Raw genomic sequence first — 12,766 nt, forward strand, 5'->3', positions numbered from 1 at the left:
ATCGAGGACCGGCGCCCCAACGCCAACGTCGACCCCTACGTCGTCACCCGCCTCATCGTCGACACCTGCTGCTCGGCCCTGGACAAGGCCGACCTGGTCTGACCTCTCGCCCTCGTAGACCGCGGACCGCTGCGCCGATCCCCAAGCAAGCGCGCACCGGTCCGCTCTTCGGGAACCGCGGGTTCCGAACAGGGCCGACCGCCTGTGACCCGCAGGCCCCGATGTCCGCGGACCGGTGCGCCTGACCCGAGCGGCGCATCGGTCCGCACCCACGCCGGCGGATGTCGGCCGGCACGGTCGTGGAGCGCACCCACGTCCTGGCGGATCGGCCGCACCCAGGTGAGACCTCACCCGGATGCGGCCGAGCCGGTTCAGCAGCTGGCGTTCAGACCGGCCCAGTTCGCGCGGTCGTTGTAGCCGCCGTCGCCGGCGTCGCCGACCACCAGGTCGAGCACCCGGACGCCGGTCAGGTCGACGTCGGCCTGGCGGATGTCGTCGCGGGTCAGCACACCGCTGTCGAACAGCACCTTGCCGTCACCGATCACCTGGAAGGTCGACGTGCCGCCTTCCGGGCCGACGTTGCGCACCGCGTCGTCGATGCCGACGGTCGCGGCCAGCCGGGTGCACCGGTCGCCGAGGTAGTAGCGGACGGTGGAGGGCGAGGCGACCCCGATGCCCGTCGGGTAGGTCTGGCCGAGCATGCTGATCGGCGACCAGCCGCCGACGCTCTGGTCGACCGTCGGGCTCATCCACCCACTGGTGGCACTGATCCACTTGTGGTGCGACAGCACGACGTCGCCGTCGGGCGCCGCCGGAGCGACAACCACCGACGTGGCCGTCTCCTGCCGCAGCCGTCCCTTGCCGGCCACCTCGTACGACGTGGTGGCGGTCAGCGCGGCGTTGCCCGGCTCGGCGGTGGCCGGCAGGGTCACCGTGAAGGCGAAGGTCGCGGAACGGTTGGACGCCAGTTGCTTCGGCGCCTGGCCGAGCGGAGTGGCCGTCCAGCCGGCGGGCACCGCGAGCTCGACCCGCGGCGCGAGGACCGACTGCCTGCCGTCGTTGCGGACGGTGACCTCGATACGGGCCTGGTCGCCGCCGGCGACCAGCGGGGAGGTCCCGGCCGGCACCGCGTCGTCACCGACCTGCGTCACCTGCGGCAGGCCGGCCACGACGTGCGGGACACCGGGCTTGCCCGTGGCCCGGCTGACCCGGAACAGGGCCGCGCCGTGCGCCGGGACGGCGGCGCTGATCGTGCCCGCGCTCTCGGTGACCTGGTTGGTCCAGGCGTTCTTCAGGGTGAACCGGTGGCCGGACAGCCCGACCGACGACGCCTTCGTGGTCAGGGTCGCCGGGCTGTCGCCGCGGTTCAGCAGCACCACGGCACGGTCACCGTTGGCGAGCCGCTTCACCCAGGTCTCCGTGGTGCCGGCGGGGCCGACGCGGACGGCCTGGACGACGGCGGGGTCCTGGTTGATCGCGAGCACGTCGGGGTCGGAGAGAGTGCTGAGCGAGGTCTTGCCCAGCTTGGTGACATCGCTGCCGATCACCAGCGGGGCGGCCGCCACCGACCAGAGCGTCATCTGGGTACGGAACTCCTCGTCGGACATTCCGTGCTCGGGACCGAGGTAGTCCGGGTCGTTGAAGTGCCCGGGACCCGCGGCCTCGGGGTGCCGCGCGTTCGCGTCGTAGTTGCGCAGCACGTCCTTGAACTTGATCTCGTCGACGAAGCCCACATCGGTGTACGTCCGCCAGGACTGCGCGATCTTCGGCGCGTAGGACCAGGAGTACGTCGACTGCTGCTCCTCCGGGTAGTTGCCCCAGTCGGGGGAGGTCACCGGGTTGCAGAGGTTGAAGATCATGGGGCGCTTGGCGGCGTTGTTCCGCAGCGCCTGCGCGAACTCGGTGTAGACGGTCTTCGGGTCGAGGTCCGCGGCGATGCCGCAGAGGTAGTCCACCTTGACCGCGTCGAACTTCCAGGCGGCGAACTGGTCCGCGTCGCGCTGGTAGTAACCGTGGCTGCCCAGTCCGCACTTGCCGGGTATGTAGGGGCCGGCGTCGGTGTAGATGCCGGCCTTCAGGCCCTTGGAGTGGATGTAGTCGACCAGCGGCGCCAGCCCGTTCGGGAACTGGGCGGGGTTGGGCGTCAGGTCGCCGGCCGCGCTGCGCGGGGTCGGCGCCGCCCAGTTGCCGTCGATCCAGACGTACTGGTAGCCGGCGTCGCGCAGGCCGCTGCTGACCAGGAAGTCGGCTGTCGACTTGATCTCGGCCTCGGTGGGATCGCCACCGAACGCGTAGTAGGTGTTCCACCCCATGTACGGCGTCGGGCTCAGCACCTGCGCGGGTGCCGACGCCGCCACGGCGTCGGTGCCGGCCGCCGGGCTCGCGAGGGCGGGCACCGGCACGGCCACGGCCAGCAAGCCGGTCACCGCGGCGAGGAGGGCGGTGAGATGTCTTTTCACATCGGATCCTTCTCTGTCCGATCCACCAGACGTGCCGACCCGTCCTGGTCGTGAGCCCCGGGTGCCGCTCCCTCGTGGAGGGTGCGGCGGCCGGTCTCCGGACCACTCAACGCCCGCGCGCCTGCGATCTTGTTTCGAGGATCTTCCAGCGGTTACGGGCGTGCGTCAATAATAATTCCTAAATTAAGAGTTACTGGTGGGGCTCCGTCAGGTGCCGCACCCCATCGCGCCGCCTCAGGCCATGTCCGATGTGACGTCAGATGTGACGCATCGCCGGAGATGTGGGAGGTGCCTGGCGGGAGGCGCTCGCGGCGGAGGCGTGCGATCCCGGCGGTCGACGTGTGAGCGGGTGATCGGCGCCGGTCGGCGCGGGGTCCTCGGCCGCCTGATGGCGGATGAGGCCCGTGCCGGGCATGCCTGGCGACCTCGCGGCGACACGGTGTCGGGTGCCGCCCCTGCTGGGCCTTCGGTCGACGGCCTTTGGTCGTGCGCGTGTTCGAGGGCTGCGGACTTCGATGCACCCGCATCCTCGGTGGTGTCGTCGAGGAGTACTGCTATGTGCTGTGACCTGCGATGACGGCGTCCCGGGCGCCACGCGGCATCCGTTCCCCGCGTGCATGTGCTGCGAAGAGTCGGGTCGCGCATATGAGCGCAATCCACTCATACTTACGCATAAACTCCGAACCGGGTCACGATTGCCCGGCGAACCGAGGCACGGTCATTCGTATGAACGCCACGACCAAGTACACGCTCGCCATAGCCGCCGTCGGCTGGACGTTCCTTGCGTCCCAGTGGTCCGGCAAGGGGTGCGACTTCGTCCCGCAGTCCTACGCTCTGGTGATCTCCCACGGCATGCCTGCCGGTAGCGAGGGCTGCAAGGCCGAGTCGGACGGACCGCAGTACACCGATGTATACAAGCCCTGACGCCCGGGTGAAGCTCGGCGTGGTCCGCCATGCCGAGGACTGCCGGGCACGGTCGGTGAATCGCTCCGGGTTGGGCGCCGAGCGTTGAGCCGGGGGTCGGGCCGAGCCGGACACCGCGGCGTGCGGCGTGCGACACCGCTGTCTCCTGCCCCTTCAGGACGGACAGGAGAGAGCGAGGCCGCGCCATCGTGCATCGCCGCTCCGGCGCGTCCGCCCGGCGGATCCTCCACAGCCGGGACATCAACCACCTGGGCGCGTAGCGCCGAGGAACGGTGTGGACGCGGTGGAGACGCTGCCCGGAGGGACCGGGCACGCGCCCTCTTGATCGGTGTTCCGTCGCCTTGCGGCGGGCCCTTACTACGCGGGGTGGTCAGCCCTGCCGCATGAGCGTGGCAAGGGCCGTGGCCCACTCGACGTGATCGAATTCCGTGCCGGGAGGGACCAGCTGGAACGTCTCCTCCAGCCATCCCCGCAGTCGCGCGAGGTCCAGCTCGAAGAGGCTCGACAGGTCCTGTACCTCGAGTCTCAGGAGTACCACCCGGCGGGCACGGACCCGTGAGGGCCACAACCGCACATCCCCGATGCCGCTGGGTTCTTCGGTTCCCTCGAACAGCACGTCACGCGAGACCGTCCAGCGGACGATGGAGCCTTCCGGCGTGCGCAGGGCCAGCGAGACGGCGAGGGGATCGGTCTGGTCGTAACGGAACTCGGCCTCGTGGGGGATGCGGAGCGAAGGCGAGAGGATCCTGTCGGCGCGCAAGCGCAGCGACCTCATGCGGCGTACGGGCCGCTCGGGTGTCGGGAAGTCTGGTTGCCGGTAAGGCACGGGGGCCCCTTTCGAACTGCGGGAACTTCTCCACTGTGGCTCGGGGGACACCGACTGGGCATCGGTCACCCGACCGGGCCCATGGCTTATGTACGGGGCCGAAGGACGCGACACCACCGGGGCAATGACAGGGGTGACGCCCATGGGCGCCGGCTCCTCGTGCGTGTGTGCCCGTTTCGGTCCGCACGCGCCAGAGCCGGCTGCGCGGTCCTTCGCGCAGCCGGCTCTGTCCGGTGGGGGCTTCGGCGGCCACGGGCACGGCGGCCGGCGCTTGCCGGACCGCGCGTGACCGCTACTGCTGGGGACCGAGGGCGAGTTCCTGTCGGAGGACGCGGGCCAGTTCGGCCGGCTGGGACAGGAACGGGCTGTGCCCGCTGCGCAGTCGGACCGTGCGCTGGGCGCGGGTGGCCATGGCCTCCTGCAGCGGCAGCGGGAGGGCCAGGTCCTGCTCGCACAGGATGTAGGTGCCGGGTACGGTGCGCCAGGCGGCCTGGGTGAGGGGCTGGGTGACCGAGGCGAGGGACTGGCGGCCGAGCCTGGCGGCGGCCTGTTGCGCAAGATGCGGATCGACGTCGCTGTACAGCACGTGCGCGGCCTGGGCCGCTTCGAAGTAGCCGTGGCCGGCTCGGCCCTGGGGCTCCTCGTGCACGTCCCAGTACGGTGGGTGGACGCCGCCGACCAGGGACAGGACCGAGTCGCCGACGTCCTGCATCAAGGCGCTGAGGTAGATGACGCGCTGGACGTTGCCCGCTGCCGCGGCGGCTTCGGTGACAGGGGCTCCTCCGTAGGAGTGGCCGACCACCACGGTCGGGCCGCCGGCGGCCGCGATGGCCTTGGCCACGGCCTCCGCGTCGTCGTACAGGCCGCCCAGGGCCGCCGGGTCCTGCCCGCTGCTGGGCAGGGCGACGGTCCGGACGTCGAGATCGGGGAGCTGCTCGATCAGCGGCTGCCAGCACCAGGTGCCGTGCCAGGCGCCGTGGACCAGGACGAGGGTGGGGAGTGTGCTCACGTACGGGGTCTTTCTGAAGTGAAGTGGCCGTGCCCGGTCGCTTGCCGCTCGGGTGGCGTGAGGGGGCGGAAGGCGGCGGGGGATTTCGAATCAGGACTCGAGGGCGTCGCGGAGCATGCGTCGGGAGGTGATGCCCAGCTTGGGGTAGATCTGGTACAGGTGGGCGCCCACGGTGCGGTGGGAGAGGAAAAGGCGCCCGGCTATCTGCTTGTTGGTCAGGCCCGAGGCCGCCAGGCGGGCTATCTCCAGCTCCTGGGGGGTGAGCGTGTCCGGATTGGCGGTGCCGGGCCGCCGCTTGGCGGAGCCGGCGGCGCGTAGTTCGGTCTCGGCACGCTCGGTCCAGGGGTGGGCTCCCAACCGCCGGAAGGCCGACAGTGCCGCTGCCAGTGGCCCCCTGGATTCCGTGGTCGCCCTGACGCGCCGCAACCGCTCGCCGTAGGCCAGCTGGACGCGGGCGTGGTCGAACGTCCACCGTGCGGCGCCGGGTACGTCGAGAGCGTGGGCGAACAGCTGCAGGGCCTGGTCGTCGTCGGCGGTGCTCAGTGCGGCGCCGGCGTGGGTGAGCAGGGCGTGCCGTGAGGAGAGTTCGGCGATGCGGGCTTCCCGCATCGCTTCGACGTGGGCGGCTGCTTCCTGGTGCCGGTTGGTTCGTATGGCGGCTTCGACCAGGTCCATCGTCGCCCACAGCGCGTGTGGGGCGTGCGAGGCGAGGTGGCCGGCGGGGCTGATGGCGGTGGCGTGTTCGTAGGCGTCGGCGAAGTCACCGCGTCCCAGGGCCGCCAACCCGGCCGCGTGGTGGGCGTAGTGGGCGGCGCCGAATGCCTTGCGGCGGGTCGCCCAGTGGATGACCTGTTCGGTTGTCGCGTCCGAGCTGTCGGCGTCGCCTCGGGCGGCGGCCAGGAGGGCCTGGGCGTAGTGGAAGTACCAGGCGAAGCCGGTGTAGCCGTGGCCGGCGCACAACTGGATTCCCTCTTCGGCGAGTTGGTCTGCCTCGTCCCACATCCCGGTGAGGTAGTCGTCCAGGGTGAGATGGATCAGTCCGGCCATGTGGCGGCGTGCCGGGCCGCCGTCTCGTCCCATGCGGACCATGCGCCACTGTGCTTCCCGGACGTCGCCGAGGCGGTCGACGTACAGGGTTGCCGAGCCGGTTCGCTGGAGCTGGGCCGGGTCGGTGACGTCGGCCAGCTGCGCTATGAGTTCGTCGAGTTCGTTCGAGGCCGCGGCCCCGGTGCGGGCGGGGTCGGAGAAGGTCTTGGCCAGCGCGGACAGTACCGGTGGGGCCTTGGGGGTCAGCTTGTCCAGTGCGCGGTGGTAGGGCTGCCACAGTTCGGGCCGGGCACCGAAGAAGCACACCAGTGCCAGCGTGTGCAGGGCGTCGACGAGCGACTTGTCCGCGGCGTCGTATCCGTGGGTTCCGGCTTCGATCGCGTCGACCAGCAGGGTGTGCGCGGTGTCGATGTCGCTGTCGCTGTTGAGGATGAGAACGGCGGCGGCCGCGGCCGAGTGCAGGGAGCTCCCCGGGTCCGCGGCGGTGTGCCGTGCGTCGTCCAGGAGCTTTTGGGCGCTGGGCAGTGACCCGGTGGCCTCGGCGCCGATGTAGGCCGCGGTGGCCAGGCGGCGGCTGCGGCCGGCGCCTGGCGGTGTGAGGTCCGCGGCCCGGATCAGGGTGCGCATGCCGCCCATGGCGTCGCCGCGGCGCAGTGTGATGCGCGCCGCGTCTTCGAGCAGGGCGGCGACGTTCTCGTCCGGTTCCAAGGTGGCCTCGCCCAGGTGCCAGGCCCGGCGTTCGGGTTGGTCCACCAGGACCTGGGCGAGGGCGGTGTGGACGGCGCGCCGCTGGCTGCTGGTGGAGTTCTCCACGACGGCCGAGCGGATGAGGGGATGGCGGAACCTCAGGCGCCGTGTGCCCTCCTCGATGGAGACCAGTTGGTCGCGTTCGGCAGGTCCCAGGTCCTCCAGGTCGAAGCCGTCTCCGGTCTGCCTCGAGGCGGCCTGCAGGACGCCGAGGTCCCCGACGCCTTCCAGCGCGGCGAGCAGCAGCAGGCGCTGGGAGGGCTGCGGCAGGCTGGTGACGCGGGAGCCGAACACCGCTTCGAGTCGTGTGCTGAGCGGTAGGGCGGCCGGGATGTCGCCGCCTGCGGGCCCCCGTGTGGCCGGCAGGGCGGACGGCAGTTCCAGCAGTGCGAGCGGATTGCCGCACGCCACGGTCAACAGGCGCCGGCGGGCGCTGGGAACCAGGTGGGGCGAGGTGTCGGAGACCAGCCGGGCGGCCGATTCCTCATTGAGCGGCTGCAGCCGGTATTCGGGCAGGGCACCGGAGTCGTTCGCGCCGGGCGTCCCGGAACGCGACGCGGCGAGGAAGCTCACACCGATGCCGGCCGCCCTTCGCGCCGCGAAGCCCAGGACCGCCGCACTGGCCTGGTCCAGCCAGGGCAGGTCGTCGATCACCAGGAGAAGCGGGTCTCCGGCCGCGACCGTCCGCAGCAGGAGGAGCACGGCGTTGGAGACCATCAGCGTCTGAGGCGGCGAGCCGTTCTCGAAGCCGAGCGCGACGCGCAGGGCCTCGCGGAAGGGCACCTCCAGATCCTCGATCTCGCGATGGAAGGGAAACAGGACCTGGTTGAGACCCGAGTAGCTGCAGTTCGCCTCGAACTCGACACCGGCGGCTCGCAGCACCCGGGCGCCCTCGGCGTGGGCGCCCGCCGCGACGGCGTCCAGCACCGCTGTCTTCCCGACCCCGGCATCCCCTGACACCAGCAGTGCTCCACCCCCGGTGCCCAGGCCCGCGAGCTCGCGGATCGCGTGCAGATCACGGTCCCGACCGATCAGCGCACGGGCCGTGTCGCGCTTGGAAGAGTCACTACCGATCACTGCTTGCTTCCGTTTCTTTTCGCGAGCCAGGGGATGGGCATGGGGCAGGGCTGTGTGGCGGCGTCCGGCGCGGGTGCGCGGCGGAGCGCCTGGACGAACGGGGTCACCGCGGCGGGCCGGTTGACCGTGCCGGCCGACGTCGTGCGCGGGTGGCCGGGCGGCGGCCAGGGGTGGGGTCTGCGTGCGGACTGCGGTCAGTGCCCGGCGAGGTGGCCGGGGTTGGTGATCGACGTGCCGAGGTCGTCGGCAGCGTCGGGCTCCCGATGGGTGCCGGTCACGGCCAGGCGGCCCCGCCGGCGGGGCGGACCGGCCTCTTCGCCGGTGCTGCCCGGTGGGCGGGAACCGGTGGTGCCGTGCACGCGGAGCCGCTCACCGGCGCCGGCGGGGGAGACCGGCGGCGTGGCGGCCGCGCCGTCGCGGACGGGGGCAACGCGGCGAAGGCGGCCCGCATTGGGGCTCGGGTGCACCGGGTCGTGGTCGTACGGGATCCGTCCTCGGCCCCGGGTCGGCGCGGCGCGGTTGACGGCCGCGTACGCATCGGCGGTGGAGAGCGAGACAGAAATAGCGGAGACCTTTGAACTAGTGCATAACCATGTTTGCACTAGGAGAATACATGCTCGCCGGGCCTCGTGCCCGGAGTTCCCGGCCGCCCTGTAAGCGACGCCTGCGGTTCCCGAGGGGGACTTCCCGCCCGAATCGGTGATCGGCTCACCGTCGGCCGGGTCGGCGACCGCCGCCGGCGCGGGTCTCGCGGCGCGCGGTCGGTGGCGGCAGGAACGTCCGGGTTCCGGCGCCCGACGAGCCCGGGGCGGTTGCCCGGCTGCCGGCCTGTGGCGTCCGGCGTGTGCTTCCCCCGGACTCTCGGCCCGGGTGTCCGCGTCATCGTCCGGCCGGCCTGGCGGGCGGGGTGCGTCCCTGGACGTCGCCGTCGGCGCGCGCGTCGTGCGGGTGCTTGGCCGGCGTGTGGGGCGGGCCCCGCGGATGGCCCGCGGATGGCCCGGCGGTGCGCCTGGGGCAGGTACCTCCCGGCGGCGTCCCGGCCGTGCGATGCGCGCGGAGGCCCGCGGACGGCTTCGGGTGGCTCCCTTGTGCGCTTGGCCTCGCGGAGCGGCAACGTCGGTGAATGCCCGCGGTGTTGTTCCGTACGGCAGCGCCTACGGTGCCGCAGGCTCACCCGGATTCAGAGCTCGGAGTCAAGCGCCTGCCGGAGGGTGGCCACGGCCTGGGCGACCGCCTTGCGGGCCGCGTCTGTCGCCGACAGCGCGTTGAGTACGACGAAGTCGTGGATGGTCGCCCCGTAGCGGGTCGCGGTCACGGGAACTCCGGCGGCGCGCAGCTTCGCGGCGTATGCCTCGCCTTCGTCCCTCAGGACGTCGGCCTCCGCGGTGATGACCAGGGCCGGGGGCAGGCCGGCGAGATCCTGCCCGGTGGCGCGCAGCGGGATGGCCGTGATCTGCGCGCGTTGCCCTTCGTCGGTCGTGTACTGGTCCCAGAACCACCGCATGACATCGCGGCGCAGGGAGTGGCCCTCGGCGAACCGGCGGTAGGAGGGCGTGTCGAAGTTCGCGTCGGTGACGGGGCAGAACAACACCTGATGGCGGAAGGAGACATCCCCGCGTTCCTTGGCCAGCAACGTCAGGGCCGCGGTGAGGTTGCCGCCGGTGGAGTCTCCGGCCACGGCCAGTCGCGTGGGGTCGATGCCGTGCTCACTTCCGTGGCGGGCCACCCATCGGGCGACCGTGTGGCACTCCTCCAGCGCCTGGGGGTAGCGGGCCTCGGGGGAAAGGGTGTACTCGGGGAAGACCACGACGGCCCGTGCGCCGGTGGCCAGTTCACGTACCAGGCGGTCGTGGGTGCGCGCGCTCCCGAAGACCCAGCCGCCGCCGTGGAGGTACAGGACGGCGGGCAGCGGCCCGTCGGCATGTCTCGGCCGCACAAGCCGCACCGCGACGCTGCCCTTCGGCCCGCCGGAAACCGCGACCCAACTGTCCTCCACCTCAAGATGGTGGTGCTCCAGGGCCTGCGCCTTCTCCAGCGCCCTACGGCCCGCCGCCGGCCCCAGGTCGAACGGGAACGGCGGGGCCGCGGTGGCTTCGGCGAACTCGCGAGCAGCCGGCTCGAGAACGGGCTGCTGCAAGGGGACGTACTCGGGCATCACGCACTCCTGGTGGGGGAAGAGAATCCGCGCGGGCTGGGGGAGGCCGAGCCTCTGGCGGGCGCCGCGTCCGCCGCCGAACTCACCGGCCCGCTCTGCGCGCGGACACTGCCTGCGATCCAACCCCGACAGCGCGCGTTGCCGCATCGGTCATGTGACTGTGAACCCCGGACGCGGGCGTGCGCCGCCGGGAAACGCGGCCCGTCTCAAGGGATGCGGAGTGCCGTCGCCGCACCTGGTGACGGCGGCGGCTGGACCATTGCCGCCTCGACGGTGAGGCGGGGGCCGGGCACAGGATGCACACGGCCCTCTTCAACCCCATCAGCAGCGCGGTACCGGGGGAGCCGCGTACTCCACGCACTGGCCCGATAACCCCACGTGGTAATTTTAAGTGTGCGCAATATAATGGCGACCGTGTAAGTTGTGAGATGTACTGTTTAGTGCGCAACCATGATGCGGAGAGGAGTCGCGATGAGTGGGAACAAGCCCGCCGTCGAGCGCCCGGAGGCGGAGGCTGACGAGGTCAGCCTGCTCCTCGACGACCAGATGTGCTTCGCCCTGTACGCGGCGCAGCGGGCCCTGACCAACCGCTACCGGACCCTGCTGGAAGAGTTCGACCTGACCTATCCGCAGTACCTGGTGATGCTGGTGCTGTGGGAGCACGGTGCGCTCCCCATCAAATCGCTGGGCAAGCTCCTGCAACTCGACTACGGCACCTTGACACCGCTGCTGAAGCGCCTGCAGGCCCACGGCCTGGTCCGGCGCGAACGCCACGCGAGCGACGAGCGGTCGGTGCAGATCAGCCTCACCGAAGAGGGTGCGGAACTGCGGAAGCGCGCGCATGTCATTCCGGCCACGATGGGGCAGGTCGCGGGACTCACCCCGGCGGAAGCCGGGAACGTCAAGGCTGTCCTGGAGCGCCTGACGGCGAACGTCACCGCCGGCCGGTAACTCCCGGGGCGGGGGAGTCGGTTGTCCGGGACGTGCACGGGCGGTCAGCCGAGCAGCCCGCGCCGATGGGCGGCGGCCGTGAGCATCTCAAGGAGAACGCCGCGCCCGTGGCGGAGCCGTGATCGCACACTGCCCGCATCGATGCCCAGGATTTCCGCGATGTCGCCGGCGGTGAAGTCTTCGGCGTCGGCCAGATACACCACGATCCGTACCTCAACCGGCAGGCGCCGCAGCGCAGCGGACACATCCTCGTCGGTCAGCAGGTCCAGCGCGTGGGTGACCCGAGCCGTGTGCTCACCCGGGACCACGCTCCGCTCACCGGGGACTTCCTGCGGGCGATGTGCCGTGGGCTTGCGGGCAAGGCCCCCGGGCCTGTTCGGCTCGCCGAGGGCGTCGAGCGCGGTGTCGGCGAGGATCCGGAACAGCCAGACTTTCACGCCGGCCCCCTCGGGCAGCGTCTCGAACGCCTCGAATGCCCGCCCGTACGTCTGCCGTACCAGGTCGTCGGGGTCGGCATCGTCACATGCCATCTGCGTCGCGGCTGTGTACAGCGGGCCGAGGAAGGGCATGGCCTCACGGTCGAACCGCGCGAGCCCGGTCTCCTCGCGGACCGCCTGCCGGATCAGAGCGCTGCCGACGGCCCCTTCACCGATGTGCCGGATGGGATCGATGCGGGAGGGGGAGTCGTTCATGTCAGCCCTGGTGTGGAGACGACCGTCGCGACCTGGCGATGCCGCCCGTGTCCGGTAAGCCAGAGGTCTCGCAGACGTTCGGAGGCCGAATTCCCCCGATGGCGGCCCTTCGCATGGTCCGTGACGACCGTCGGACACGACGTGCCGGCGGACACCGCAATTGCTGAAGACATGTGTTTCTCCGAACTGACAAAGAACCCCTTCTCGGCCGAAGGGGACGGGTGGCTGCCATGACCGACGCGCGGTCACGGCACGGCGATCGGATACGGGGATGCAATGTCCGGCGCCCGCAGGCGCCGGTGGGGGAGTCCGCGGCCCAGGCCGCGCGACCCGGGGCGGCCGGGCAGCTCGGTGTCGAGCCGTCCGGCCGCCCCGCGGGTTACGGCCTGTGCGCGTGATACGGCGCAGGCGGGTGGGTCAGCGCATGGAGCGGAAGCCGGTGCGGAGCTCGTCGACGAAGTACTTCGGCTGCTCCCAGGCGGCGAAGTGGCCGCCCTTGGGGAGTCGGTTGTAGTGGACGAGGTTGGAGTAGGCCTGCTCGGTCCAGCTCTTGGGGGCCGGGTAGAGCTCGTCGGGGAAGACGCTGACGGCGACCGGGAGCTTGACGTTGTTGATGCCGAAGAACGAGGTGGTGTTCTCCGCGTACAGACGGGCCGCGGAGATCGCCGTGTTGGTCAGCCAGAACAGTGTGATGTTGTCCAGGACGTCGTCGCGGGACAGGCCCTCGGGCACGCCGTCGAAGGACCGGGAGATCATGGCCAGGCTCTTCGCGTCGTGGTCGAGGAGGAAGGCCGCCAGGCCGACCGGGGAGTCCGCCAGCCCGGTCAGCGACTGCGGACGGTCGGCCATCATGTACGCGTAGTACACGTGCCGGTAGAC

The 12,766-nt window shown here is 71.1% G+C and carries 9 protein-coding genes and 1 pseudogene; 2 read left to right on the top strand and 8 right to left on the bottom strand.

Translation table 11 applies throughout. The features are described 5' to 3' along the window. Positions 1-371: 371 nt before the first annotated feature. Complete coding sequence (locus AB0F62_RS41155; protein ID WP_361811500.1) at positions 372-2,459, bottom strand: NPCBM/NEW2 domain-containing protein; 2,088 nt, start codon at positions 2,457-2,459, stop codon at positions 372-374. Positions 2,460-3,185: 726 nt separating this feature from the next. Here AB0F62_RS41155 and AB0F62_RS41160 point away from each other — a divergent pair. Further along, entirely contained in the window at positions 3,186-3,383 is a 198-nt protein-coding gene (locus tag AB0F62_RS41160; protein WP_361811503.1) for a hypothetical protein, read from the top strand. A 370-nt stretch (positions 3,384-3,753) separates the two neighbouring features. Here the strand turns inward: AB0F62_RS41160 and AB0F62_RS41165 are convergent, their stop codons facing one another. From AB0F62_RS41165 to AB0F62_RS41185, 5 genes are all read right to left on the bottom strand, one after another. After that, entirely contained in the window at positions 3,754-4,158 is a 405-nt protein-coding gene (locus AB0F62_RS41165) for an SsgA family sporulation/cell division regulator (RefSeq protein ID WP_361811506.1), read from the bottom strand. Positions 4,159-4,501: 343 nt separating this feature from the next. Beyond that, positions 4,502-5,218 (bottom strand): alpha/beta hydrolase, encoded by a 717-nt coding sequence (locus tag AB0F62_RS41170; protein ID WP_361811509.1) that lies wholly within the window; start codon positions 5,216-5,218, stop codon positions 4,502-4,504. Positions 5,219-5,308: 90 nt separating this feature from the next. Next, positions 5,309-8,089: an AAA family ATPase gene (locus tag AB0F62_RS41175; protein WP_361811512.1), complete on the bottom strand. Its 2,781-nt coding sequence runs from the start codon at positions 8,087-8,089 to the stop codon at positions 5,309-5,311. A gap of 194 nt (positions 8,090-8,283) precedes the next feature. Beyond that, positions 8,284-8,691, bottom strand: a complete 408-nt coding sequence (locus AB0F62_RS41180; protein ID WP_361811515.1) for a hypothetical protein — start codon at positions 8,689-8,691, stop codon at positions 8,284-8,286. A gap of 578 nt (positions 8,692-9,269) precedes the next feature. Further along, positions 9,270-10,244 carry an alpha/beta hydrolase gene (locus AB0F62_RS41185; protein WP_361811518.1) on the bottom strand — a complete coding sequence of 325 codons (975 nt, stop codon included), beginning with the start codon at positions 10,242-10,244 and terminating at the stop codon, positions 9,270-9,272. A 471-nt stretch (positions 10,245-10,715) separates the two neighbouring features. Here AB0F62_RS41185 and AB0F62_RS41190 point away from each other — a divergent pair, with 471 nt between their 5' ends. Continuing rightward, entirely contained in the window at positions 10,716-11,195 is a 480-nt protein-coding gene (locus tag AB0F62_RS41190; RefSeq protein WP_361811521.1) for a MarR family transcriptional regulator, read from the top strand. 44 nt (positions 11,196-11,239) lie between these two features. On the opposite strand, the gene AB0F62_RS41195 is transcribed toward AB0F62_RS41190, so the two are convergent. Next, a complete protein-coding gene (locus AB0F62_RS41195; protein ID WP_361811524.1) occupies positions 11,240-11,764 on the bottom strand; it encodes a sigma factor-like helix-turn-helix DNA-binding protein in 525 nt (174 codons plus the stop codon). Between the two features lie 540 nt (positions 11,765-12,304). Continuing rightward, positions 12,305-12,766, bottom strand: a pseudogene (locus AB0F62_RS41200) (epoxide hydrolase); the annotation flags it as partial.

Origin of the sequence: Streptomyces sp. NPDC026673 (assembly GCF_040638135.1) — a bacterium.
Lineage (GTDB): Bacteria > Actinomycetota > Actinomycetes > Streptomycetales > Streptomycetaceae > Actinacidiphila.

What these genes read in the sequence shown, in the direction of transcription:
- AB0F62_RS41160 (WP_361811503.1), top strand. Translation starts at nt 3,186, where the DNA reads ATGAACGCCACGACCAAGTACACGCTCGCCATAGCCGCCGTCGGCTGG.
- AB0F62_RS41165 (WP_361811506.1), bottom strand. Translation starts at nt 4,158, where the DNA reads ATGAGGTCGCTGCGCTTGCGCGCCGACAGGATCCTCTCGCCTTCGCTC.
- AB0F62_RS41185 (WP_361811518.1), bottom strand. Translation starts at nt 10,244, where the DNA reads ATGCCCGAGTACGTCCCCTTGCAGCAGCCCGTTCTCGAGCCGGCTGCT.
- AB0F62_RS41190 (WP_361811521.1), top strand. Translation starts at nt 10,716, where the DNA reads ATGAGTGGGAACAAGCCCGCCGTCGAGCGCCCGGAGGCGGAGGCTGAC.
- AB0F62_RS41195 (WP_361811524.1), bottom strand. Translation starts at nt 11,764, where the DNA reads ATGCCCTTCCTCGGCCCGCTGTACACAGCCGCGACGCAGATGGCATGT.